Origin of the sequence: Pontibacter sp. HSC-14F20 (assembly GCF_019599265.1) — a bacterium.
Taxonomy (GTDB): domain Bacteria; phylum Bacteroidota; class Bacteroidia; order Cytophagales; family Hymenobacteraceae; genus Pontibacter.
Genome location: NZ_JAHZTC010000007.1, coordinates 36,853 through 62,683, shown reverse-complemented (window position 1 = coordinate 62,683; position 25,831 = coordinate 36,853). Strand labels below are relative to the sequence as shown.

Sequence of the window (25,831 nt, the reverse complement as noted above, 5' to 3'; positions counted from 1 at the left end):
TTTTTCATTTTGAAACCGAAACCGGTGCCGGCATCAGCTGACCATACAGGTAACTGTAATCCTGGGCCATCTGGACGGCGGTGTATCCATGCGAACGCTTCACGGCCCGGCAAGCCATGATGTTGCGGCAGAACTCATCGTCTATCAAATCCACAATCGTATCGCGCAACTCGTCTGCACTGCCTGGATCTACATATTTGGCGGCATTGCCCCATACCTCGGCCATGCTCTCAGTTTTGCCTACAACCAGGGCGCAACCCGACATGGCTGCCTCCAGCACGGTTAGCCCGAAGGGCTCATACTTGGCAGGCAGCGCATAGATTGACGCTCTGGACAGCCAGTCAGTCACTTCTTTGTTGGTGAGTTGCCCCAGAAAATACACATTGTCCAATTCCATAGCCTCCCCCGTTTCCGGGTGTTTGCCTTCGCCGGCTATGTAAACCGGCCACTGCAGGTCTGAAGCAATATGCGCGAGCATTGAGATGTTTTTGGCCTCATCCCATACCCTGCCGAGGCTGAAAACGAATGGCTCTTTGCGTCCGAACTGGAAGTATTGCTGGCCACGCCCGTTGTATACCACGGCACTGCGTTTGAACGGACCGTATAGTTCTTCGGCCTGGTGCATCATGGCCTGTGTGGGGGCCACCACCATATCTGCGGCCTGCAGCCCTTTGCGTACCATTTCGCTGTATTTATTCCATTTTTTTGGCGCTTCTTCCTGCTTCACGGCACGCCACCACGACAGCACACACGAGTGAATAACTACCGTCACTGGTTTGTTCCAGTCCAGGCTGCCGAAACTCATGTGGTTGAGGTGGATCAGGTCAGGCTGCACCTGGTCGCGCAATTGCAACAGCCATTCACCGGCTTTTGTTACGTCCTCCCAAGGGGAGTCCATCCACTCTAGTTTATATTCGCTTTCATATACCGTGAGGTTAGAAATGCTTTCAGCTTCTGCGCGTTGCTCTTCGCTCATGGGCTCTCCCATGGTAGCCAGTGCTATGTTTGTGCCATGCGCTGCTACGGCTCTTGTTAGCTCCAGCGCATAAGTCCATACGCTGCCAACCGTATCGGCAGTCATCAGGATAGTCGATGGGTAAAGGTGTGTATTCATTGTCCTTTTTGGTGTAGATATGTTTTACATCATGTTTTGGTTCGGGCCAGTGTACCATCTCCTTCATTTTGCAGAATGGCAGTTAGAGACAGGTATAAAAATCGGTAAGCGTACCAGCCAGGTATAGAGATGGGCCAAGGGCTGGTCTGCCAGCGTCTACCGACAGTGCATTCTAATACGGGTGCAAGCCGGATTCCGTTAATGCGATCTTCTGTTTTTTACGTTTTATTTCTTGACCATACATCCTGTGCCCGACAGATCGCCTGAAGCCACGAAATTATACCTGGTCGCCTAATACTTCACAGGCATCGCAGGTGTACCCCTTGCGTATAACATGTTTGAATCACGCGAACCTTACTTTGAAAGGAACACCAGAAACCAATCGTACAAGAGGGCGCATTTTCCTGATCCGTCATGCGCGGCCACTGGTGTCAAAAAAGGGTTACTTCAGCAGGGCGGCTGCCAGCAGTTACATCAGCGACTACGATGCAGCAGAAGTAGAGCAGTTTGTCATGGAACACGAGGCTATACCTTACCAGGAGGTCCGGCAGGTATACTGCAGCACTCTGGTAAGATCACAACTCACTGCCCGTCAGATTTTCGGGGAGGAAGTTGAGCTGATTGTGCGGCATGAGTTCCGGGAGTTTGAGCGCCGTATTTTCTCTCTGCCATTGCTGAGGCTTCCCATCCGGCTCTGGCTGGTGAGCGCCCGGGTGCTTTGGATGATGGGGCTGAACAGCAAAGGGATCGAAACATTCAGGCAGGCAAAACAGCGGGCGCGGGAAGCGGCTTCTTTTCTGGCGCAACAGGCGGAGCATAACCCGACGGTGGTGCTAGTAGCGCACGGCCTGCTCAACAACTTTATACGCTGGTACCTCCAGGACCTGGGCTGGAAGCCGGTTATACAGGAGGGCAGTGGCTTTCTGAGTGTGACGATGCTGGAGAAGAAATAAAATCAGCAACAGCAGAATCTGAAGAGGTGGGTATCTGAGAATTCGCTTTCCTAAGAATATGATTTCCTCGTCGCAGTGTCTAATCTGTTTACAGATAACATTTTAGGTACATGCCGGTTTATACGTTCCTTTTTATAGGATTATATAAACAATATTTAATGCTTTATGTAATAAAGGTAAATTATTCCTTCGATTTATTTACTATATATCCGTAAAAACGTTCTTAAATGTAAATCAAATTTAACTGCTATGAAGAAGAGTATACTATTGAGCTTCTTTTTAGTCCTGGCGCTTGTAGGAAGTGTCTGGGCTCAGACTCAAACCGTAACCGGTAGAGTCACCGCTGCTAACGATGGCTCCGCACTGCCGGGTGTTACCGTGCTGGAACGGGGTACATCCAATGGTGTCACCACAGGCATTGATGGCGATTATACCCTGACCGTACAACCCAGCGCGACGCTGGTGTTCAGTTTTATCGGAATGCAGCGCCAGGAAATACCTGTCAATGGCCGCTCCACGATTGATGTGCAGCTGGCAGCAGACGAGCGTCAGTTGAGCGAAGTGGTGGTAGTGGGTTACGGCACACAGGAACGTCGCGAAGTAACAGGCGCCACAGCCAAAGTAAAATCTGAGGATATCCAGAACCTGCCGGTTGTGGGTGTTGACCAGGCATTACAGGGCCGCGCCGCTGGTGTGCAGATCTCGCAAAACTCGGGTACACCGGGTGGCGGTATCACGGTGCGTGTGCGTGGAGCAACCTCCATCTCTGCCAGCAACCAGCCGCTCTACGTAGTGGATGGCGTACCGCTAACAACAGGCGACTTCTCGCAACTAGGCTTTGGCGGTCAATCCGTGAACGCTGTCACCGACATCAACCCCAACGATATCGAGTCAATCGACATCCTGAAAGACGCCTCTGCTGCTGCTATTTATGGTTCGCGAGCGGCCAATGGTGTTGTGCTGATCACAACCAAACGAGGTTCTGCCCGCCAGACACAGGTAAACTTCAACATGTACGCCGGCACACAGAAATACTGGAAGAAGCCGAAGCTTTTGAACGCCCAGCAGTATACCGATATTATGATGGAGGCCTTCGTAAACGATGGTTTTATTCCGGAGGGACAGTATACCCCGCAGGATTTTGTTGATTTCTATTATAATGGAGTGGACTTCCCGGTAGCTGACACGGATTGGGTGGATGAAATTTCACGCACGGCCGGTATCTCTAACTATGAAATATCGTTGAGCGGTGGTGATCCGAAAACTCGCTACTATGTGTCTGGCAACTACTTCGATCAGAAAGGGGTGGTCATAAGCAGTCGTTACCAGCGTTACTCTACCCGCCTGAACCTGGACCACCAGGCCAACGACAGATTCTCACTGGGCACCAGCATCCAGCTCAGCCGTTCTGACAGTGACCGTATCATCAGCGACAACTCCATTACCAGCCCCTTTGCCAATGCGCTGGCAGCCTCGCCCCTCTGGCCGGTTTACGAAGATCCGGAAGCAACAACATACTCCTACCCTAACTTCTTCTATACCAACCCGGTAGCAGAGGGCCGCGAAAACGACAACGTAACCCGCAACCTTCGCGCTGTTGGTAACGCCTTTGCCAAATACGCTATCATTCCGGGCCTCGACCTGCAGGTAAAAGGAGGTGTAGACGTGCTGAACGTTGATGAACGCCGCTATAGTGCTGCAAATTTTGAGGGGGCTACCTTCAGAGAACAGGGCGGCCAGGCGATCAATGCCACGACAACGGTCTCGAAACGCCTGCTGGAAGCCACACTCGCCTACAACAAGGTTTTCAACGAGATACACAGCCTGTCTAGCGTTATTGGTACCAGCAAGGAGGACAACCAAATCCGCAGCACCAGTGTGACAGGGGAAGGATTTGCCAGCGACCGTTTCCGCTACGTATCCAGCGCGGCCCGTGTTAACGCCGGTACAGGTGCTGAGCTAGAGTCTTCATTGGTTTCCTTCTTTGGCCGTGTCAACTACTCTTTCAGAGACAGGTACCTGCTTGGTGTAAACTTCCGGGCTGACGGTTCCTCACGCTTTGGTGAGAACAACCGCTACGGTTATTTCCCGTCTGTTTCTGCCGGATGGCGACTGATTGAAGAAGACTTTATGTCGGGCCTTGACTACATGAGCGAACTGAAACTGCGCGCCTCTTATGGAGTAACCGGTAACCAGGAAATAGGTGATTTCCAATACCTGGCCCTTTATACGGGAGGAAGCAATTACCTCGATCTGTCTGGCCTGGCGCAGTCGCAGCTGGCTAACCCCGACCTGAAGTGGGAAACCACGAAACAGTTTAACGTAGGTACCGACATCGGCTTTTTCAATGGCCGCGTGAACCTGGCGCTCGACTACTATGTGAAGAAGACGGACGACCTGCTGTTTGCCCGCCCTATACCTACCCAGAGCGGTTTCTCAAGCGTACAGTTTAACGTAGGTTCTACCGAAAACAAAGGATTTGAGATTGCCCTGAACACGGTGAATATCTCTAACCCGGGCAACGGCTTCAACTGGACAACTGATTTTAACATTGCCCGCAACCGCAACAAGGTGACCTCGCTTTACGAAGGGCAGGACATCTTCTACGGCTTTGGTGGTAACTCCATTGTGCTGCGCGAGGGCTACCCGATCGGTACCTTCTACGGCCTGATCGCCGATGGCATCTACAGCAGACAGGACGAAGTGCCTGCCTCTAAAACAGAGTTTAATGGTACACTGGCCGGTGATGTGAACTACCGCGACATCAACGAGGACGGCATTATTACAGATGATGACTTCACAGTGATTGGTAACGCGCAACCAGACTTTATCGGTGGTTTAACAAATACACTCCGCTACGGTGGTTTTGACCTGAATGTATTCTTTCAGTTCTCTTCCGGCAACGACATCGCCATGCCATCACGTGAGTACCAGATGCACCTGGGCCGCTACGACGACAACATGGTGGAAGACGTGCTTGGCAGGTGGCAGCAGGAAGGTGACGTGACAGATGTGCCACGTGCCACTTATTTCGATGAGAACTACAACGGCAGAAGCAACTCTTCGCGCTTTATCTACGATGGTTCATACCTGCGCCTCAAGAACCTGGTGCTGGGCTATACCTTGCCATCCGCGATCAGTGAGCGACTGAAAATGCGAACGCTGCGTGTATATGCCCAGGCACAGAACCTGGTCACTTTCACAGATTACCCAGGCTTCGACCCGGAAGTGAACTTCGCAGGCACCAGCAACACCACACTGGGTGTAGACTTCTACACTGTGCCGCAGAGCCGTACCATCACGTTTGGTGTTAATGTTGGATTTTAATCATTAAACCGATTATCAAGATGAAAAAATATACCTATATATTGGCCGCAGTGCTTGGTTTGAGTGTGATGACCGGCTGCGAAGAAAAACTGGAAGTAGCCCCAACCACCCAGGTAGAAGCGGACATAGCCGTCACTGATTTCAATTCGCTGGACAAAGCTGCGCTGGGCGTTTACAGTGCCATGCAGTCTGCGGACTACTATGGTTTCCGTTATGCCATCTACCACGAAATCTACTCCGACAACCTGGATTTTGTTGGTACATTTACCACCGATGCCGAAGCAGCCCGCCGGGCTTTAACTGCCTCTAACCTGCAGATCGAAAGCTTCTGGGGAGCTATATACCTGGTAATTAACCGCGCCAACACCGTGATCACCCAGGCAGATCGCTTGTTAACAGAGGGCACCATCACAGCTGAGCAGCGCGATGCGATCCAAGGCGAAATGCACTTCCTGAGAGGTCTGGCTTATTTTGACCTGGTGAGAGTTTTCGGCGGTGTGCCCCTTGAGCTGAATGCCACAGCCGGATTGCCGGATATCCAGTATTTGGCGCGCTCTTCTGAACAGGAAGTTTATACACAGATCATTACCGACCTGGCAACTGCTGAGAGCATGCTGAGCTTGGTAGAGTCCGACGACCCGCGCCGCGCCTCAAGTCTTGCCGCCACTGCCCTGCTTGCCCGCGTATACCTGCAGAACGGAAACAACGCAGAAGCACAGACAAAAGCCAGCCAGGTGATAGAGAGCGGAGCTTTTTCCCTGATGCCGACCTTTGCCAGCGTTTTCACAACCGAAGGAAGCGGCAACCGGGAGTCCATCTTCGAGATCGATTTTTCAATAAACGACCAGAACAGCCTGGGCTCCGCCACGAACCCGAACACGCCGGGCCAGAAATTTTATGTGAGCGAGGACACCTACGATGCGCTACAAGCATCCGCCGCTAACGGCGATTCCCGTTTTGCAGCTACCGTTCGCATTGAGGGCTCGGCCAACCGCCGTCGCCTGCTGAAATACGAAGACGCTGTGAACAACGCCGATAACGTGATCATCATCCGCCTGGCAGAAATGTACCTGATCCGAGCAGAAGCTGCCATCCGACAGTCGAACACGGTGTCGGAGCAGGCCCGTGAGGACATCAACACCATCCGAAACAGGGCCGGTCTGCCGGATGTGGGTGCTCTCTCTGCTACAGCAGCCCTGGATGAGATTCTGCGTCAGCGCCGCCTGGAGTTTGTGGGCGAAGGCCTTCGCTTTATGGACCTGCGCCGCTACGACCTCACATGCGATGTACTTGGCTTCTGCGACGCACAGGCCTTCCGTAACTACTGGCCAATTCCGTTACAGCAGATCGAGATAAATCCTAACCTGGAAAAGAACGAAGGTTATTGATACCTGATTTTAGCCACACTAATAAAAAGAGCTCTCTGCCTGGAGAGCTCTTTTTAATTTAATTTCACAAAAACTAAACATTTAGTTTCTAAACTAAGTAATTAGTTATATATTTATCCTACCAAGCAACCCATAGCCTTATGAAAGAGCTCACCAAAGCCGAAGAAGAGATCATGCAGATACTCTGGAAACTGGAAAAAGGATTTGTGAAGGACATTTTAGAAGAGATACCCGAGCCCAAACCTGCCTACAACACCGTGTCCACGATTGTGCGTATTCTGGAGAAGAAAGGCTTTGTGGGCTATAACGCCTTTGGCAAGTCACACGAGTACTTTCCGCTGGTGGCCGAGGATAAGTACAAGAGCTTCTTTCTGAAGAACTTTATGAGCGGCTATTTCGGAGGCTCTTTCGAAAAGCTCGTTTCCTTCTTTGCCAAAGACAACAACCTGGATGTGAAAGAGCTCGACCAATTGATGCGCCATGTAAAAGACGAACTTAAAGAGGAGGACCAGCCAGATGGAAACAACGGTTAATTACCTGCTGCAATCGGCGCTGGCCCTGCTGGTGCTATACCTGTTTTACCGAGTTGTGCTGCACAACCAACCCGGTCTGCTCTACAACAGGCTATACCTGCTGCTGGCTCCTGTTCTGGCCCTGCTCATTCCGCTGCTCCAGTTGCCGCTGCCCTTTCAAACCGTGCTCCCTGCTACCGACCTTATACCTGCTATCCAGCTGCAGGAAATACAGGTAATCGCCAATAGCACGACTGCTTCCGCCACGGCTCCGCTTTTCACTACCGGCCAGTGGCTTTTTCTCTTCTATAGTGTCATCGGACTGGTGTTACTTGCCCGGCTATACCTGCAGGTAATCCGTATTCGGACGCTGGCTACTGCCGCCGAACCCATTTCTACTGCGGGCTCCGGGGCAACCGTGCTTCAGACCAAGGGACAATTTCCGTCTTTCGCCTTTCTGCACTATGTTTTTCTCGGTGACATGAAGCATTTGTCTGCACAGGAGCAGCAGCAGGTCCTTTTGCATGAAATGGCCCACGTGCGCCTGCGCCATACCTACGACGTGCTATACTATGAGATGCTGACGGCAGTGCTCTGGTTTAACCCACTGGTGTGGCTTATGAAGGAAGAACTGCGCAACGTGCACGAGTTTCAGGCTGATGCCGAGGTGCTGGCCAACTGCCAGCCGCAGGAGTACAGTACGCTGCTGGCCAAAGAAGCCCTCTATATGGCCGGTATACCGGTGGGAAGTTATTTCCAGAAACCGCAGGTGTTCCGACGACTGCGCATGCTGCAAATGCATGGCAAGCCCGCCAGCAGAACGCGCTTGTTCCTGGCGCTGCCCGTTATACTCATGCTGCTGTTCGCCTTCTCGGCTAACAAAGTAAACGCTGATAGGTCGACTCTTGCGGACGAACCCGCTTCGCTGAAGGAAATACTCGTAACGGCACCTGCCCGGAAAGCGGCTATACCTGCTGGTGAGCTGAAGCAGGAAGGTATAAGTCAGGAGGCAACCGAAGCAATAACCAGTACTGCAACTACCGAATCAGCCACCGTGGCGAAGAAGGAGATCAAGAAGGTAAAACCGTCCGTTACGTTCCCGCTTTCAGAAGAAGAAGCTTCAGCTGAAAAGCCCTATACCTATGTGGAGCAGATGCCCGAATTCAAAGGTGGCGAGGCGGAGATGATAAAGTTCCTGGGCCGCAACATACGTTATCCGAAAGATGTGCAGGAGATAGGCACAGAAGGCCTGGTGGTATTGAGCTTTGTCGTAGACAGAGAAGGGGGCTTACAGGATATCACAATCCTTAAAACCCTGCACGAATCGCTCGACAAGGAGGCTTTACGGGTAGTGGAAAAAATGCAGGGCCAGTGGTCTCCGGGCAAGCAGAATGGAGTGGCTGTACCTGTCCGCTATACCTTGCCGGTGCGCTTCGCCATAAAATAGTATTCCAACATATTTCTGTACCTGCTTTACCCGGCCTGAAATCCGGGGCAGGATCTCTGTTGCCTTTGCTAAACTAAAACAAACCATAAAACTTACATCTCATGAAAAACAAGAACACACTCAAAACCTTGCTGGCTGCTCCCCTGCTGGCCCTCTCGCTCAGTTTCGGATTGCAGACCGAAGCACTGGCGCAAAGCAAGAAATCTGGAAACGAACCCTACTCCTATGTAGAGCAAATGCCACAGTTTAAAGGTGGCGAATCTGAAATGATGAAATTCCTGGGCTCCAACATCCAATACCCGGCCATTGCCAAAAGCAACGGACTGGAAGGCCTGGCGGTACTGAGTTTCGTAGTTGAAACCGACGGCAAAATAAATGAAGTAAAGACCGTAAAATCGCTCAGCAAAGAAACCGATGAAGAAGCGATGCGGGTTGTAAAACTGATGAGTGGCCAGTGGAATCCGGGCCGGCAGAATGGTGAGGTCGTACGGGTGCGCTATACCTTGCCGATCCGGTTTGCGCTGAACGAGGCCGATCGTGCCGCCTCCACCACTGTAGCCAACCGTATGCCTGCTTTCAAAGGAGGAACAGAAGCGATGCAGCAAGCCATGCAATCCCATTTAGCTTTGCCCGCCGAAGCCAAAAAGGAAAACCTGAATGCCCGTGTGATGGTGAAATTCTACGTGGACCGCGAAGGGCAGGTATCGAATGTGCGACTGGAGGGCACCAAACTCAAGAAAATGGTTGGCCCCGGCTCCGAGCTCGACTACATGGATGCTTCTACCTTCCAGCTTCAGAACAAGGCCGTTTTGGCAAAGCTTTCTGAATCGGCTATGGCGGCGGTGAAAGCGACATCCGGCCAATGGGAACCAGCCCTCAAAAGCGGCCTCCCAACCGGCTCCGAAGTAGTATTACCGGTGCAGTTCTTAAGTTCAGAGTCCGGCCAAAGCAGCGAAAAGATGGGTGTGCCGACCATGACCAAGTATACCAAATACTCTTATAAGGTGGAGGAAGCGGATGTGAAACCGACTTTTAAAGAAGGTTCTTTTGAACGTTACCTGGCCAAAAATCTGCGCTATCCGGCCAATGCTACTTTCGAGGGCAGTGTGGACGTGCACCTGGTCATAAAAGAGGATGGAAAAGTTCTCAGCATGTTTTCGGTAGTGATCGGTAAAGAGATTCACGATGCCATTACCAAGACAATTCGGGAAACACAAGGTATGTGGAACCCGGGCAAGGTAGATGGTCAGCCTGTGGCGGTTTCGCAGACTATCAAGATCCTGTTCGTAACAGAAGGAAGTGCAAATAAGCCGTCGGCAGAAGACGTAAAAAGCGCTGATGTGGTGGTGACCAGGTATAAGTAAGCTGTTAAAATCCTGTACCCGTGCATCGTAAACCATCACCTGTATGAAGCTTCACCACTTACTCCACTTAACCTGTGCGTTGCTTCTTGTCCTGACAGCCTGTAAAAACACACCGCCCGTCGAGACGATCACTTTCCGGCATCCCTATAAATTCCAATCGGATATAGCAGAGAAACTGGAAAAGGATACGGTTGCCTGGAAGCATCAGTTTGCTGCGAGCGACTTTGCCACCAAAGGCGACTACAGAAAAGCGCTGGAGCAGTGGGATGTTGCCTTCCCCGGCAGGTATACAGCCTATACCCGGCAGGAACTGGATGCACTCCGCGAAAGGTATAAAGTCGTTCCGGCAGCGGATTATATTATGGCGCAAGCAAAGTCGAACCAGGTGATGATTATCAACGAGGCGCACCACAGTTCCCTCCATCGGGTATTCACCAGGTCGCTTCTGCAGAGGCTTTATGATAACGGGTACAGGAACCTCGGACTTGAGGCTCTCACAAATGGCAAGCTGAAAGACAGTCTGCTCCATGACAGGAAATACCCTGTCATGGAGACAGGCTACTATACCCAAGATCCGCAGTTTGGCAACCTGATCCGGACTGCCCTGGAAATCGGGTATAAAGTTTTTCCTTACGAGACCACCAACCGCAACAACGGCAAACCCCGGGAGATTGATCAGGCAAGAAATATTCAGGAAGTGATAAAAAGCCGGCCTAACGAAAAGTTTCTGATTCACTGCGGGTTTGGGCACGTGGTGGAAGGCGAGCACGGCCAGTGGGAAAAAGCGATGGCCGGCAGACTGGCAGAATTCACAGGTATAGATCCGCTTACAATCGATCAGGTGCATTACAGCGAAAAGAGCAGACCAGCACGTAGCCACCCGCTCCTCCAAGCTTTCAACATTTCGCAACCCTCCGTACTGCTTGACCATGAGAACCAGCCTTTCAGATTTGAGCAGGGCAATACCTGGGCCGATGTTGCAGTGCTTCACCCCTTTACTTCTGACACAAACGAGAGGCCTGGCTGGCTTTTCGGGAATGGAAATAAAAGCGTGCCAGTCGAACTGAGCAACATCCAGCTAGAATATCCGGTGTTGCTGCTGGCTTTTAAGGAAGGAGAGAATGTGCAGGAAGCTGTTCCGGTAGATATCCTCGAAGTTCCCGGTCAGCAATCCTCCCCCCGCCTCTCTTTACCGGAAGGAAGCTATGAGCTTGTAGTTGTGAACAGAAAAGAAGAGGCCAGAAAGCTGACAATCAAGGTTAAGTAACAAAATAACAAAGCCGCTCCAGATGCAGTATCCGGGGCGGCTTTTTTATTCCTGGGCTATACCTTACATATCCCACTCATTGAGCGTGGCCATGGCGTGGTAGGCTGTCATATCGAACTGGCAGGGTACTACCGATACATAATTGTTTACCAGCGCCCACTCGTCGGTGTCCTCGCCCCTGTCGAAGTTCACGAAGCTGCCCGTCAACCAGAAATAGTGGCGGTTGCGCGGATCAAGGCGTTCGTCAAATTCTTCCTGCCACTTGGCATGGGCTTGCCGGCATACCTTCACCCCTTTTATCGGCTCTTCGCTCTTCTTCGGGAAGTTTACGTTCAGCGCCGTGTTTTCAGGTATACCATGCGCCAGCGCCTGCCGGATGATCAGCTCCACAAACTCCTCGGTATGCGAAAAATCAGCTTCGTGTCCGTAATCACAAAGTGAAAATCCGATAGCCGGAAGCCCTTCGATTGCCGCCTCAATCGCCGCTGACATGGTGCCTGAGTACAGTACGCTGATGCTGGAGTTGGAACCGTGGTTGATGCCGCTCACCACCAGGTCAGGCTTGCGTTCTTTCAGTACATGAAACTTGGCCAGCTTCACGCAGTCGGCCGGGGTGCCGGAGCATTCATAGGCCTCCACACCTAAATCGTCGAAAGCAATGGAGCGGTCAAGCCGCAGCGTGTTGCCAATCGTGATCGCGTGCCCCATACCTGACTGCGGCCCGTCGGGTGCCACCACCACTACTTCACCTATCTTCTGAGCTACTTTCACCAGCAGACGTATACCTGGCGCTGTAATGCCATCGTCGTTCGAAACCAGTATTAATGGTTTAGCCATTTTATTATTTTTAGTTGATGTATAACAAAATAAACGTATTCCGTTTTCATGCTAATATACGACAACCCGGGCTGTCACAACAGGGTTAAGTTGAATATAATGATTCCCTAACCTCACCTTATGCTGAAGAATATTATTTACGCCATCCTGTTGGGAGTGGGTATGGCAGCTTGCCTTGCCGACCGTGACAGAACCGATGAAGAGGCCTCCACCACCAACACAATAACCGAAAGCGGCCCGATAACTGAAGCCCTTGAACCCGAAACATCCTTTGCAGTAACAGACCCGGCAAACCTGGTCATCAGCGAAGGCCGGGCAGGCCATGTCCGCATCGGCATGCCCATTGAAGAAATGCGCAGCCAGGTGCCGGCAGGCCAGCAGATCCGGGACACCACACTGCAACTCGAGGGACAGCAGTTTACAGCTTATGTCGTAAGCACGCCGGAAAGTCAGCCAGGTATGCTGGTGGAGCAAATCTGTGAGCCCAACTGCCAGGTATGGCGCATTAGCATCCGCGACGCAAATTACAGAACAGCCCAGGGTATAGGAGTTGGATCAAAATACAGCGAAGTAGCACTGCACCATCCTATTACTTACACCAGCAAGGGTGAAGCGGGTTTTGTGGCTGTTAGCGAAAAGTCGGGCATGTCGTTTATATTGGATGCCAGCCAGTTAGACAAAAACAGTCTCCATAAACTCAAGCCTGACCAGGTACCTGCCAACACCCTGGTTCGCGGCATTTTAATATATTAGATTTTTGTGATATTTCTTCGGATTGTGTATTATTGCTGTCATGTCATTACTCCGCACCCGCTACAGCTATAAAAACACCGGCCTGCTGCTTCTCCGCATCGGTATCGGCATTATGTTCATTCTGCATGGCTGGCCCAAAATGGTCGGCGGACCCGAGCGTTGGGCCAAAATCGGAGCGAACATGCAGTTGCTGGGGATTGACTTTATGCCGGAGTTCTGGGGTTTTATGGCCGCTTTTGCCGAAACGGTAGGTGGTGCGTTGCTGGTGCTTGGCCTGTTTTTCCGCCCGACACTTATCTTATTGCTTGTCACGATGCTGGTTGCCACCCTGCGCCACATGAGCGCCGGCGATGGTTTTGGCGGCTACTCCCATTCGCTGGAGGCGGCTATTCTTTTCTTTGCGCTTTATTTTATCGGTCCGGGCAGGTATAGCCTCGACAAAACCCTCTTCCCATCAAACAAGCATCGGAAGACTTTTCAGGTATAGCTATACCTGGGCAAGGCGCTGATAAGTGAGGAAGCTAATGTTTGGAGCAGCATGATCGGCGTATTATTCAGAAACTTCCTGCATACTACACCCGGCGAAATGGTTTTCACGCTGTTGATTACCGTTTTTGCTTATGCATCTACAACCCCACGCACGTAATAGAGGAGCCCAAAGACTGGTTACTGGCAGCAGCTTTTGCTGTAGTGGCGCTGCTTGCTTTTTTCCACACAACCAGGTTTTTATACAACAGTCAACACTTAAAAGGCCTTAAGTTCACTCTGTACAAAATGCAGAAGGGCTGCCTGCTGGCTTCGTCGGTTCTGTTTTTCGCTGCTACCATTCTTCACCTCCTCCGCTAGGCTATACCTATACCTATACCTACAACTTACAAAATCGAAGTTCTGACACCTTTCTAATTCTTTTTTTGAGCATAATTGGTTAACATTGCTCTACAAGACCAATTGTACACACTACACATGCTAACCACTCTGCTCTTGGCCGCGCTGCTGGCTACCGGAACACCTGACAAAAACGACCTCAAAACGCCTTACGAGAAAGGTAACAAGAACCAGACCGCCACTTACGACGAAGCCATCGACTGGTATACCAAACTGGACTCGGCTTATGACGAAGTGAAAATGGTGCCCTACGGCATAACCGACTCCGGCCGCCCGCTGCACCTGGTTATCGTCTCGACCGATAAAGACTTTGACCCGCAGTCGATCAAGAAGAAGGACAAACGTATCCTGCTCATACAAAACGGCATACATCCGGGAGAGCCCGAAGGCATTGACGCCACCATGCTATTGACACGCGATTACCTGCAAAACAAAAAGCTGCGCAAGCAGCTCGACAACGTGGTGCTGGCCATCATACCGGTTTACAACATAGGCGGGGCGCTTAACCGCAACAGCCATACCCGCACCAACCAGGAAGGACCGGAGAGCTACGGCTTCCGGGGCAATGCCCGCAACTTCGACCTGAACCGCGACTACCTGAAGACCGACTCCCGTAATGCGCAGACTTTCCACCAGATTTACCGCGAATGGGACCCGGATGTGTTCATGGACAATCATACTTCCAACGGCGCTGACTACCAGCACGTGATGACGCTCATCCCCACCCAGCACAACAAGCTGAACCAGACACTGGCCGGCTACCTGCAGGGCAAGATGCTGCCGACGCTTTATGAAGGCATGAAGAAAGACAAGTTTCCGATGGTGCCTTACATGAACACTATTGGTGAGACACCGGAAAAAGGCATTATCGGTTTTATGGAAACACCTCGCTATGCCACCGGGTATACCGCGCTCTACAACACCATCGGTTTTGTGCCGGAGACCCACATGCTCAAGCCCTTCGATCAGCGGGTGCAGTCGACTTACAAACTGATGGAGCACATGATCAGCACCGTGAGCCGCGACGCCAAAGAAATAGGCCAGCTCCGCGCCAAGGCAAAGCAGGAAACGCTGACGCAGAAAACTTTCGCTCTCGACTGGCAACTGGATACCACTAAAGTGGATAAAATCCCATTCCTGGGCTACGCTGCCAAGTATAAGCCAAGTGAAGTGAGCGGACTGGAGCGCCTGTACTACGACCGGAAAGCACCTTATTCCACTAATATCAACTACTACAACACCTTCACCCCGACTGTAAGGGTGGAGAAGCCGGTGGCCTACATCATTCCGCAGGCATGGCGCCAGGTAATTGACCGCCTGAAGCTGAACAAAGTAGAAATGCGCCAGCTCAAGCGCGACACCACCCTCACGCTGGACACTTATTACATCACCGACTACAAAACCTCTCCACGTGCCTACGAAGGTCATTACCTGCACTCTGGTACGCAAGTAGAGACGCGCACCATGCCGCGCCAGTTCCTGAAAGGCGACTACGTGGTATACCTGAACCAGGAAGCCAACCGCTTTCTGGTAGAGGCCCTGGAGCCGCAGGCCGTGGACTCTTACTTCAACTGGAACTTCTTCGACAGCATCCTGATGCAGAAAGAGTATTTCTCGAGCTATGTGTTTGAGGACCTGGCCGCTGAGATCCTGAAGAAAAACCCGGATCTGCGCAAGCAACTGGAGGCTCGTAAAAAGCAGGACCCGGAATTTGCCAAGAACGCCCGCGCGCAACTGGACTTTGTGTACAGAAACTCTCCGCACTACGAGCCTACTCACCAGATGTACCCGGTAGGACGGCTGATGAAGGATGTGAAATTGCCCTTATAAGAAAGAATTTAATCAAAAAAGTGAAAGCCACCCGATTAAGGTGGCTTTCACTTTTTAAGGTATAGCTAAGTAGTTCTATATTTGTATACACAACCGTATAAACTACGTATAGCTCGACGATCGAAACACAATTACTATGTTAAAAACATCACACCTGCTCCCGATTCTGGGATTAGCCCTTATCACACTGGATAGCTGCACCAGTTCCGGTAACAGTGCCAGCACCGCTGACACCACTACGCAGACTGTTGCCCAAAATTCCGTTCAGGAAGTTGCACTCAGCGAAGCGCAGCTGGAGAAAGCCCGCACTAACTACGCCAGCTACTGCTCCGGCTGTCACGGCGAGCAGATGGAAGCTTTCACTGACCGTAAATGGAAGCACGGCAACACTGCTGAAAATCTCTTTGCCGCCATCAAGCACGGTTACCCGGAGGAAGGGATGCCCGCCTTCGAGCAGACTTTTAACGATCAGGAAATCACAGCGCTGGTCGCTTACATACAGGAAGGTATACAGAACGTGAAACAGTACGATTTCAGCGAAGAAACAACGGCCACTGCAGTCTATACTTCCGAGTCGCTCAGCTACCGGCTCGACACCGTGGCAACAGGTATGGAAGTTCCATGGGGTATGGCCTTTGCGCCAAACGGCGATATGCTGATCACGGATCGCAACGGCGCTTTCTACCGTCTGCCGAAGGGAAGCCGCCAATTGCAAAAGATTTCTGGTGCACCTGAAGTACTGGCACAAGGCCAGGGTGGTCTGCTGGATGTGGAACTGCACCCTGATTTTGTTAAAAATAACCTCATCTACCTCTCCTATTCTGCCTTCAAAAAAGAAGGAGACCAAACGCTCTCGACTACGGCCGTGATGCGCGCCAAACTGGAAGGCAATAAACTGAGCGAGCAGAAAGTGATTTTCGAGGCGCAGCCCTGGGCCCGCACCCGCCACCATTACGGTTCCCGTCTGGAGTTTGGTCACGACGGCATGCTTTATGTGTCGGTAGGCGACCGAGGACAGCACCACGAAAACGCGCAGACCATCGAACGCGCCCCGGGCAAAGTACACCGCATCAAAGATGACGGCACTCTACCTGCTGATAACCCCTTTGTGAACGAAAAAGGCGCCATCGGCTCCATCTACACCATCGGTAACCGCAACATCCAGGGCATGACGATACACCCACGCTCCGGCGCCATCTGGACAAACGAGCACGGTCCGAGAGGCGGCGACGAGGTGAACATTGCTGAGAAAGGCAAAAACTACGGCTGGCCGGTCATTTCCTACGGCATCAACTACAACGGCACCGTACTCACCGAACTGACTAAAAAAGAAGGTCTGGAGCAGCCGCTCTGGTACTGGGTACCCTCTATTGCCCCATCTGGTATGGCTTTCGTGACGGGCAACCGCTACAAGGGTTGGGAGGGCGATCTGCTGGTTGGATCGCTGCGTTTTCAGTTTTTGAGCAAACTTAAAATGGAGGGCGATCAGATTGTAAGCGAAGAAAAACTCCTCAAAAATATTGGCCGTGTGCGTGATGTGAAAATGGGCCCGGATGGGTTTATTTATGTGGCAGTGGAGAGTCCGGGGACGATTTATAGGGTTGTGCCGGTAGAGTAGGTGCCGGGAGAGTAGGTATCCTATGAGGCGCCTCCACACGCGTAATTACGAGCACATGTCATAGAATCCCCTGGCGACAGGAAGTCAGACACCGAAATGTCCTATACAAGGATCGGACAGCTCAAGTATCCCATCTGCTTTAGCCGAGGGAATGTCCATGTCGATACAGTGGCTGACTACTGATAAGGGTATGCCTGCCCGTATCCGGAGGGTGAGGCGCTAGAACCTAAACGATTTTACTGAGCGGCTACTTACCACCCCTTCAACATCAGTTTCTCCCGGAGCTGCTGCATGTCCTCACTCACCTTCCGGTCCAGGATCTTGGCGTAGTGCTGAGTGGTCCTTAGGTTGCAGTAGCCCAACAGCTGGCTGACTACCTCGATCGGCACCCCGTTGGAGAGCGTGACGGTGGTGGCGAAGGTGTGGCGGGCAATATGGAAGGTGAGCGTCTTCCGTATACCGCACACGTCGGCGATCTCCTTGAGGTAGGCGTTCATCTTCTGGTTGCTCAGCACCGGCAGTGCCCTGTCCTGGTAAAGGCACTGCGGGTGGGCCTGATATTTTTCCAGAATCTCCAGGGCCACCGGCAGGAGCGGGATCCGGGAGGGCGTCTCGGTCTTCTGCCGCCGGGTGAAGATCCAACGCCCCCCGTCCATCCCCTCTCCTATCTCCGAGCGCTTGAGCTGCTGCACGTCTACATAAGTCAGGCCGGTGTAGCAGCTGAAAAGGAACACGTCGCGCACCTGGCCTAGCCTTTCGGTGGCGAACTCCTTTTCCGCCATCCGCTGCAGCTCGGCCTCGGTGAGGCACTCGCGCACTACCTCCCGCTTGCTCATCTTGTAGCCCAGGAAGGGGTCGCGCTCCAGCCAGCCGTTCCTGAGGCACAGGTGGATGACCTTCTTGAAGTTGGCCAGGTACTTCATGGTGGTGTTGTGGGCGCAGTTTCGCACGGTCTTAAACCAGAACTCGTAGTCGGTAATGAAACCGTAGGAAAGCTTCCTTACGTCCATGTCCTCAGAGCCGTATTTCCACCGGATAAAGTCCCGCGTGTGCTGCAGGGAGGTGGCGTAGCGCTCCAGGGTGCCCGGGGCGTAGTCCTTGCCCACCAGCTGGGCTATCTGCTCGTTGTGCGTGCGGAAGACTTCCAGCAGCAGCACCGGCTTGTCCTCCACTCCCACCCACTTTTCCCGGAAACTCTCTAGCGTGACGGGCCTGCCTTCCTCGAGCAGCTCCCGGTCGTGGCCGTAGGCCTTGGCCCTAAGGGTGTCCAGGTAGGCGTTCACGCTTCTGGCCTCGGCCGAGCTGCCCTTCACTTTGCCCGCCTCCACCGACCAGCGCTCAGGCGAGACGTAGCGGTGGGTGCTCAGCTCCAGCCGCCGGCCCTGGATGGTGACGCGCAGGTAAATGGGCAAGAGATTGTCTTTGGTGGTCTTGGCTTTCCTGCCGTAGAACAGGATACTGATTTTGGTGTCCATGTCACTTCTCCTTTTTTGCTTGAATTTAACAATCAATCAAAGGCTGCACAAGATGTAAAAATATTGTACATCTTCCTTTCAGCCAGATAGTTATACCTCAATTCAGGTGCCCGTAAAAGGATCCGCTTCGGGTACCCGAATTTGCTGCCTCAGAAAGGAGAGAAAATGTAAAATTCAGATGGGGCTAAAAACAAAAAGCCCTTAAATCGCTGATTTAAGGGCTTTTTATGCTAACTAATAAGCTACTCAATGGAGATACCCGCTCAAGAACCTACATTCGCTTGAAACACGCGCAGAAAGTTCTCACCGAGGATTTTCTTAATAGCTGCTTCGCTATACCCTCTGGCGATCAGCTCACGGGTGATCACCGGCATATCCGCGACACTGTCGAGTTGCTGCGGGGTGGAGGTAATGCCATCGAAGTCGGAGCCGAGACCGACGTGGTCGACGCCTACCAGCTTCACGATGTGGTCGAGGTGGTCCATCAGCAAAGAAAGTGGCGGACGTAGCTGTGCGGCTTCATCCGGGTATTTTTCCATGGCCCAGTCAAAGATTTCGATAGAGTTCTTGCCTGCTTTGCGGAGCGAATCAACTTCTGCCTTGTGTTTTGCCCTGAAAGCGTTCATGCGGCTGTCGTAGTCCGGATCCAGGAAGCCCGAAAAGAAGTTGAGGTGAATCACGCCACCGTTTTTGCCAATGGCCAGAATCTGATCGTCTTTGAGGTTGCGCGAGTGTGGGTTGAAATGATGCACACAACTGTGCGAGATCAGCACCGGTTTGGTGGTAGTGGCCATGGCATCCCAGAAAGTGCGCTCCCCCACATGGCTCAGGTCAACCAGCATACCCAGCTCGTTCATTTTGCGCACCACCTGCTTGCCAAATTTGGTCAGGCCGGGTTTGCGTTTTTTGGGCAGCTTACCGCTGGTTTCATCCATGGCAGAGGTGGCCCAGGAGGTCGAGTTGTTCCAGGTCAGGGTCATGTAGCTGGTGCCACGTTTGTGCAGCGCCTCGAGGTACTTCAGGTTATCTTCGATCATGTGCCCGCCTTCTACCCCGATCATGGTCGCCATTTTATTTTTTGATATGGCCTGCTCAATATCGGCAGGGGTGCGGGCAAGCATCATCTTGTCGGTGTTGCGCGCCACAATGGCGTTGAGGGAGTCGATCTGGAGATTAGCGAATGTATAGCCTTTGCCCTTCCCGTAAGTTTCATCGCTCCAGACTGAAAACACCTGCACATCCACTCCACCCTCCTTAAAGCGGGCCAGGTCTGAGTGCGTTTTGCCGCGCAGATCATCCTCCAGCCGCAGTCCTTCCAGTACCGAAATCAGCACATCGTTGTGCGTGTCCACCACAATAGCCTGTTTGTGCAGTTGCCTGTAATCCTGTGCTGATGCCTGCAGATTGCCGCACAGCAGTGCTGCCAGCGCCAGGCTTCCGCCTACTAGTTTTCTATAATTCATAGTCTGATGCTTAAAGTCCCAAAGAGCTATAGCTTAAATATAGTCAAAAGGCACAACTTTCCTATACCTACCCATTCAACACGTTTCAATAATAGAGTTTGGTGAAATGAGACTGGCTATGCGCAGGTATAGGTATAAGATGCGGGCCAAATTCTTCTGAGAAATGCCTCGGTTAGGCAGGAATAAATTGATGGCTATGCCTTCGTACTCAGCACATAGCAACCAATCTTATCCGGATGATCTTGTATGAGATCGGAACTGTGCTGGTGGCGCAGCATCCAGAGAATGAGCAAATCGCCGGCCGCTGCGATGCTGAAAAACAACCCAAACAAGAAAAGCAGAAAATGGCCCATGGCTATACCTGCCAGTGCCGGCAAAAGTCCCATTACCAGGCCCGGCATCATTCCGCCGATGGCGTAATGCTTCAGCGGCAACACCTCTTTGCAGTGACAATACGGGGTCAGCATTTTCCAGTATACGCCGTATTTGATCGATTTAAGGCCATTGCGACAGAAAATAGCCCAGGTGAGGCCATGCAGCAATTCGTGCACGACGGCCCCGAGCACAAAAACCAGCAGCATGATCATGGGCGATATTAGTAGCAGATCCCGGTGGGTTTGCACGAGCAGCCGCAAATTCTGGGAAGCAAACTGTTCGGGCCAGACCAGCCAATAAGCTGCAACATAAATCACCAGAATCGGCCCCATAAAGACCAACGCTTGCACATTGGCTTCGGCTGCGGTCATACTCAATTCTGTTTTCCTGTATTTTTCTCCTTCTGTCTGCATGCGGCTATTTTCACTTATAAGTAGTAAAAAATAGGCAAACATTCAAGTTGAATTTCAGGCTTTTGAGGTTGAACTTTGTTTGCATGGATTTCAAAGCTATACTCTTCAGAATTTTGCCGGGTCTGATCTTGCTCTTAGAATTGAGCCCGCCGGCACTGGCGCAAAGCGAGCGTGTAAAGGATTTCAACAACAATGGCTGGTACATGTACTTTGGCGACCACAAACTCAACGACAGGTGGGGACTGCATACCGAAGTGCAATGGCGTCGTCACAATGTACTCAAAGACCCGCAGCAACTGCTCATTCGGGCAGGTATAAACTATGATCTTACGCCATCGGCCATGTTCACACTCGGCTACGGTTACATTGAAACCCACCCTTACGGCGATTTTCCGGCGGCGGGTACTTTTCCGGAACACCGTATTTACCAGCAGCTGCAGCTGAGAAACAGCCTGTCGCGGGTAGGTCTGCTGCACCGCTACCGACTGGAGCAACGCTGGATCAAAAGGGCCGGAGCCGAAACTTCTACCTACCTCAACCGGGCGCGCTATATGCTCAAGGCCACCCTGCCACTAATAGGTACCAGCACCGATGCAGGTGAGCCTTTCCTGGCAGCTTACAATGAGATCTTCATCGGCTTTGGCAACAACATTCAGCGCCATATCTTCGACCAGAACAGGGCCTACGCCGCACTAGGGTATAAGATAAATGATGCCGCTATGCTGGAACTGGGGTATCTCAATCAAATTGTACAAAAAGCCAACGGCACCGTTTTTGAGCATAACCATACCTGGCAGGTAAGCCTGTTCTACAACCTGGATTTCAGAAGTAACTAGCTTTTCAGTACAGGCTATACCTGCTACAAAAGCACTCTTGCTATACCTGGCAGGCGTGCTTTTCTTTTCAGTATCAGAAAAAGGCTATATTTGTCTAAACGACTCCCCGCTATGGCAACAGTCTTATACCTTGACGAACTCTCAAAAAAATACGGAAGCCTGCAGGCCGTGCACCAACTGACGCTGCAAGTAGAAGCGGGCAGCATCTACGGTTTACTTGGTCCCAACGGCAGCGGCAAAACCACTACGCTGGGTATGGTACTGGACGTGATCCGGCCCAGCAGCGGTAGTTTTCTATGGTTCGGGCGATCTATGAGTAAAGAAACCAAACTGCGTGTAGGCGCCTTGCTCGAAACACCCAACTTTTACCCTTACCTGACTGCCAAAGCAAATCTGCAGGTGGTAGCCGACACCAAACAGGCTGATCATGGGCACATCAACAAAATGCTCGACATGGTTGGCCTCGGCACCCGGAGCCATACCACTTTCAAAGGCTTTTCGCTGGGCATGAAACAGCGCCTGGCCGTGGCCGCCGCCATGCTCAACGATCCGGAAGTGCTGGTGCTCGACGAACCTACCAATGGCCTCGACCCCCAAGGTATAGCCGAGGTACGCGACCTGATCACCCGCATTGCAGCGCAGGGCAAAACCATCCTGCTGGCCAGTCACCTGCTTGACGAGGTGGAGAAGGTATGCACGCACGTGGCGGTGTTGCAGGCCGGTAAACTCAAGGCCAATGGCCCTGTGGGAGACATCCTTTCCACGCAGGATCAGTTGCTGATCAGCGCCGAAGAACTGGCGCCTGTACTGCAACTGCTGGAGCGCCTGCCTTACGTTGTGCAGTTTTCCCAGGATAAAAACTCCATCAATCTCTCGCTTTCCGAAGGCTATACCAGTACCGATCTCAACCGCGACATGTTCGCGCAGGGCATCGTGCTGTCGCAACTGCTGGTGCGCCGCAAAAGCCTGGAAGCCCAGTTTCTTGAAATCACCCAAAAATAAGCCCCGCATGAACCTGATTAGAACCGAGCTCAGAAAGATACTCCAATACCCGACTTTCTGGGTGATTATGGCCACTTACGTACTTCTGCAAGTGCTGCTGATCTATTTTAGCAGCAGTTTTATGGTGAGCGGGCAGTCGCTGGGCAAATCGCTGTATGATTTTCCGAATCTATGGATGCGCTTCTCCTATATCGCCTATTTCTTTAACCTGCTGCTAGGTATACTGATCATTGTGCTGATCACGGACGAGTATAGTTTCCGCACGCTCCGGCAGCAGGTCATCGACGGACGAACCCGCACAGAGGCAGTGCTGGCTAAATTTTACGTTACGCTGGGGCTGGCGGGAGTCGGGACTGTTTTTCTGCTGGTGATGGGGCTGTTATTCGGATTCCTTTACAGCTCCGACACCAGCATCAAAGCGATTTTTGGCAAGATCGACTACCTTTCCTACTTTTTTGTGCAGGCTGTCGGGTACATGTGCCTGGCCTTGTTCTTCGCCTTTCTTATACGCAAGAGCGGACTGGCCATCATCGCTTTCCTGGCCTGGTCTAAGATCGTAGAGCCGATTATTCATTACCAACTCGATGACCGCATTGACCGCTTTATGCCGATGAAAGTGTTTGGCAGCCTCACCCCTACGCCGGGGCAGGAAATTATAGATGGACTCACCAGCCCGATGATGGTGCTGAGTCCGGCATGGGCGGTGCTGCCTGCGCTCTTCTATATTGCTGTGCTCGTGCTGGCTTCCATTGTGCTGGTGCGGCTCCGCGACCTGTAAAAGCCTCAACTTCAGAGCGTATTGTAATAGTTTACAATACTGAGCAGGTCCTCGGATCTTTTATAATCGAGCTTTTTAGACTTCGCATACTGCTTCACTTTTCCAGTTTGAGCGCCGCACAACCTGAGCAGATCCTTTTTGTTTTTGCGTAGCTGCACAATTTCACCGTCGGGCAGCAGCATATAAAGTTCCTCCTGCAAACCATCGCCATCTGTGGCAAAGTGCGGGAAGTAAATTGCGTGCAGAGAAGCGGTCGCGTTCTGCTGATCTCCTTTTGCACCGGTCATGCCGACATACCGCTTCATCAGCACAAGTTCCCCCTGGTTGATCTGCTCAAAGAATACAGGCACTCTGAAATCACTTTCGAGGCTCCCTCTGTTCCAGGGCAGGGAGCGAAAAATCTGCGGCCGGCCTTTATACACCCCACTGATCATAAAATGACTGACATTTACGGGCGAGAACGAATGGACAACGCCGTCTTCTGATGCTATTTGCACGATATCTTGTGCCGGATGATAGATTACTGCTCCCTGTAAACTATCGCCGCTGACCAGTACAACTTTTCCGTACAGCCAGTGCTCTGTATCAAATCCCTCCGGGACCTGTGCCCAGCCCTGCATGTTACCGCAGGCAAAAGTTACTAGTAGCGTAAAAAACAAATATTCGGTTCCCAGTCTTCTCATATGCCTAAATATTAAAACATTGTAAATACCCTATCCTCAATCACACCCTAACCTGTTGTCTTACAAAATTTTATGTACAATTATTAACGTAAGAAGTCAGAGGGGAGATAGACCATTTACTAAAATATAAGTAGAGCCCGCAAAAAGATTAGTGCAAAAAAAAGCCCGTACCTAATGGCACGGGCTTACTATTTTATTTAAATCAGGGCTGCTTAGCGTACAACCGTATTTTTCAGAATTTCATGGCCCATCTTGTCACGCTTCGTCGTCAGGTAACTTTGGTTGTGTGGGTTCGGTGCGATTTCAATCGGCATATTTTCTACCACCTCCAGACCGTAACCGATCAGGCCAACGCGCTTTTTGGGGTTGTTGGTGATCAGGCGCATTTTAGTTACGCCAAGGTCACGCAGGATCTGAGCGCCCACGCCGTAGTCGCGGTCGTCCATACCGAAGCCCAATTCCAGGTTGGCCTCCACTGTATCGCGGCCCTGCTCCTGCAGTTTATAGGCTTTCAGTTTGTTGATCAGGCCAATACCACGTCCTTCCTGGTTCATATACACGATCACGCCTTTGCCTTCACGCTCTACCATGCGCATGGCCTCGTGCAGCTGTGGACCGCAATCGCAGCGACACGATCCGAAGATGTCACCCGTCACGCAAGAAGAGTGCACGCGCACCAGCACAGGCTCATCCTCATTCCAGTTTCCTTTTACCAGGGCCAGGTGCTTGGCACCGTTGCTGCGCTGCGTAAAGGCATACAAGTCAAAATTCCCGAAATCAGTTGGCAGTTCCACCGCAATCTCGCGGTCAATCAGGCTTTCCTTTTTCAGGCGATACTCTACCAGGTCTTTGATCGAAATCAGCTTCAGGTCGAAACGTTCTGCCACTTTTACCAGGTCTGGCAGGCGGGCCATTGTACCGTCCTCATTCATAATCTCAATCAACACTCCAGCAGGAGCCAGGTCTGCCAGACGTGCCAGGTCAACGGCCGCTTCCGTATGGCCAGCGCGGCGCAGCACACCTTCTTTCTTCGCCTTAAGCGGGAAAATGTGGCCCGGCTTGCCGAGTGAGTGAGGGTCTGTGTTCGGGTCTACAAGCGCCTGAATGGTCTTGGCCCGGTCAGAAGCTGATATACCAGTCGTACACCCGTGTCCGATCAGGTCAACCGACACGGTGAACGGTGTGGCATGCAGGGCTGTGTTGCGACCCACCATCAACTCTAGACCCAGTTCATCGCATCGCTCTTCGGTAAGCGGCGCACAGATAAGGCCGCGACCGTGCGTTGCCATAAAGTTAATGATTTCCGGAGTGACCTTCTCTGCCGCGCAGATAAAGTCGCCCTCATTTTCGCGGTCATCATCGTCCACCACAATAATTATTTTACCCTGGCGGATGTCCTCGATCGCGTCTTCTATTAAATCGAGCTTGATTGGCTCTAGTGAATTAGTTTCCATGTGTTTCTTTAAATCCGGCGAGCTGGTTATCTGATTATTGCTTTAATTTTAAGATAA

General features: G+C 51.8%; 21 protein-coding genes. 14 read left to right on the top strand and 7 right to left on the bottom strand.

Annotated features, from left to right (window positions below):
* Positions 1-4: 4 nt before the first annotated feature.
* Complete coding sequence (locus tag K3G39_RS08530; RefSeq protein ID WP_255594145.1) at positions 5-1,114, bottom strand: glycosyltransferase; 1,110 nt, start codon at positions 1,112-1,114, stop codon at positions 5-7.
* Positions 1,115-1,473: 359 nt separating this feature from the next.
* Here K3G39_RS08530 and K3G39_RS08525 point away from each other — a divergent pair, with 359 nt between their 5' ends.
* From K3G39_RS08525 to K3G39_RS08495, 7 genes are all read left to right on the top strand, one after another.
* Complete coding sequence (locus K3G39_RS08525; RefSeq protein WP_220625770.1) at positions 1,474-2,067, top strand: histidine phosphatase family protein; 594 nt, start codon at positions 1,474-1,476, stop codon at positions 2,065-2,067.
* Between the two features lie 249 nt (positions 2,068-2,316).
* Entirely contained in the window at positions 2,317-5,394 is a 3,078-nt protein-coding gene (locus K3G39_RS08520; RefSeq protein ID WP_220625769.1) for a TonB-dependent receptor, read from the top strand.
* A 20-nt stretch (positions 5,395-5,414) separates the two neighbouring features.
* Entirely contained in the window at positions 5,415-6,782 is a 1,368-nt protein-coding gene (locus K3G39_RS08515) for a RagB/SusD family nutrient uptake outer membrane protein (RefSeq protein WP_220625768.1), read from the top strand.
* Positions 6,783-6,922: 140 nt separating this feature from the next.
* Positions 6,923-7,315 carry a BlaI/MecI/CopY family transcriptional regulator gene (locus K3G39_RS08510; protein ID WP_220625767.1) on the top strand — a complete coding sequence of 131 codons (393 nt, stop codon included), beginning with the start codon at positions 6,923-6,925 and terminating at the stop codon, positions 7,313-7,315.
* Positions 7,299-8,741 carry a M56 family metallopeptidase gene (locus K3G39_RS08505; protein WP_220625766.1) on the top strand — a complete coding sequence of 481 codons (1,443 nt, stop codon included), beginning with the start codon at positions 7,299-7,301 and terminating at the stop codon, positions 8,739-8,741. Before K3G39_RS08510 ends, K3G39_RS08505 begins: the two co-directional genes overlap by 17 nt.
* A 101-nt stretch (positions 8,742-8,842) precedes the next feature.
* Entirely contained in the window at positions 8,843-10,105 is a 1,263-nt protein-coding gene (locus K3G39_RS08500) for a TonB family protein (protein ID WP_220625765.1), read from the top strand.
* Positions 10,106-10,148: 43 nt separating this feature from the next.
* A complete protein-coding gene (locus tag K3G39_RS08495) occupies positions 10,149-11,372 on the top strand; it encodes a hypothetical protein (protein ID WP_220625764.1) in 1,224 nt (407 codons plus the stop codon).
* A gap of 63 nt (positions 11,373-11,435) precedes the next feature.
* Here the strand turns inward: K3G39_RS08495 and surE are convergent, their stop codons facing one another.
* Entirely contained in the window at positions 11,436-12,209 is a 774-nt protein-coding gene (gene surE / locus K3G39_RS08490) for a 5'/3'-nucleotidase SurE (protein WP_220625763.1), read from the bottom strand.
* Positions 12,210-12,329: 120 nt separating this feature from the next.
* Between surE and K3G39_RS08485 the strand changes: the two genes are divergently transcribed.
* The 4 genes from K3G39_RS08485 to K3G39_RS08470 all read left to right on the top strand — a co-directional run bounded on the left by K3G39_RS08485 (position 12,330) and on the right by K3G39_RS08470 (position 17,295).
* Positions 12,330-12,962, top strand: coding sequence for a mechanosensitive ion channel protein MscS (locus K3G39_RS08485; protein WP_220625762.1), 633 nt, complete (start codon positions 12,330-12,332; stop codon positions 12,960-12,962).
* Positions 12,963-13,002: 40 nt separating this feature from the next.
* Entirely contained in the window at positions 13,003-13,449 is a 447-nt protein-coding gene (locus K3G39_RS08480; RefSeq protein ID WP_220625761.1) for a DoxX family protein, read from the top strand.
* A 476-nt stretch (positions 13,450-13,925) separates the two neighbouring features.
* Positions 13,926-15,677 carry a M14 family zinc carboxypeptidase gene (locus K3G39_RS08475; RefSeq protein ID WP_220625760.1) on the top strand — a complete coding sequence of 584 codons (1,752 nt, stop codon included), beginning with the start codon at positions 13,926-13,928 and terminating at the stop codon, positions 15,675-15,677.
* 136 nt (positions 15,678-15,813) lie between these two features.
* Positions 15,814-17,295, top strand: a complete 1,482-nt coding sequence (locus K3G39_RS08470) for a PQQ-dependent sugar dehydrogenase (protein WP_220625759.1) — start codon at positions 15,814-15,816, stop codon at positions 17,293-17,295.
* Positions 17,296-17,546: 251 nt separating this feature from the next.
* On the opposite strand, the gene K3G39_RS08465 is transcribed toward K3G39_RS08470, so the two are convergent.
* The 3 genes from K3G39_RS08465 to K3G39_RS08455 form a co-directional block, all read right to left on the bottom strand.
* The gene (locus K3G39_RS08465; protein WP_220625758.1) at positions 17,547-18,770 is read right to left on the bottom strand and encodes a site-specific integrase; all 1,224 of its coding nucleotides are present in this window, start codon (positions 18,768-18,770) and stop codon (positions 17,547-17,549) included.
* A gap of 263 nt (positions 18,771-19,033) precedes the next feature.
* Positions 19,034-20,233 (bottom strand): dipeptidase, encoded by a 1,200-nt coding sequence (locus K3G39_RS08460; protein WP_220625757.1) that lies wholly within the window; start codon positions 20,231-20,233, stop codon positions 19,034-19,036.
* Positions 20,234-20,427: 194 nt separating this feature from the next.
* Positions 20,428-20,979, bottom strand: coding sequence for a DUF3267 domain-containing protein (locus K3G39_RS08455; RefSeq protein ID WP_255594139.1), 552 nt, complete (start codon positions 20,977-20,979; stop codon positions 20,428-20,430).
* Between the two features lie 125 nt (positions 20,980-21,104).
* Here K3G39_RS08455 and K3G39_RS08450 point away from each other — a divergent pair, with 125 nt between their 5' ends.
* The 3 genes from K3G39_RS08450 (at position 21,105) to K3G39_RS08440 (ending at position 23,637) form a co-directional block, all read left to right on the top strand.
* The gene (locus tag K3G39_RS08450) at positions 21,105-21,857 is read left to right on the top strand and encodes a DUF2490 domain-containing protein (protein ID WP_220625755.1); all 753 of its coding nucleotides are present in this window, start codon (positions 21,105-21,107) and stop codon (positions 21,855-21,857) included.
* Between the two features lie 111 nt (positions 21,858-21,968).
* Positions 21,969-22,859 carry an ABC transporter ATP-binding protein gene (locus K3G39_RS08445; protein ID WP_220625754.1) on the top strand — a complete coding sequence of 297 codons (891 nt, stop codon included), beginning with the start codon at positions 21,969-21,971 and terminating at the stop codon, positions 22,857-22,859.
* Positions 22,860-22,866: 7 nt separating this feature from the next.
* Entirely contained in the window at positions 22,867-23,637 is a 771-nt protein-coding gene (locus K3G39_RS08440) for an ABC transporter permease (RefSeq protein ID WP_220625753.1), read from the top strand.
* Between the two features lie 11 nt (positions 23,638-23,648).
* On the opposite strand, the gene K3G39_RS08435 is transcribed toward K3G39_RS08440, so the two are convergent.
* Both K3G39_RS08435 and K3G39_RS08430 read right to left on the bottom strand, forming a co-directional pair.
* Complete coding sequence (locus tag K3G39_RS08435) at positions 23,649-24,320, bottom strand: hypothetical protein (RefSeq protein WP_220625752.1); 672 nt, start codon at positions 24,318-24,320, stop codon at positions 23,649-23,651.
* 212 nt (positions 24,321-24,532) lie between these two features.
* Positions 24,533-25,774 carry a bifunctional 3,4-dihydroxy-2-butanone-4-phosphate synthase/GTP cyclohydrolase II gene (locus tag K3G39_RS08430; protein ID WP_220625751.1) on the bottom strand — a complete coding sequence of 414 codons (1,242 nt, stop codon included), beginning with the start codon at positions 25,772-25,774 and terminating at the stop codon, positions 24,533-24,535.
* Positions 25,775-25,831: the final 57 nt, after the last annotated feature.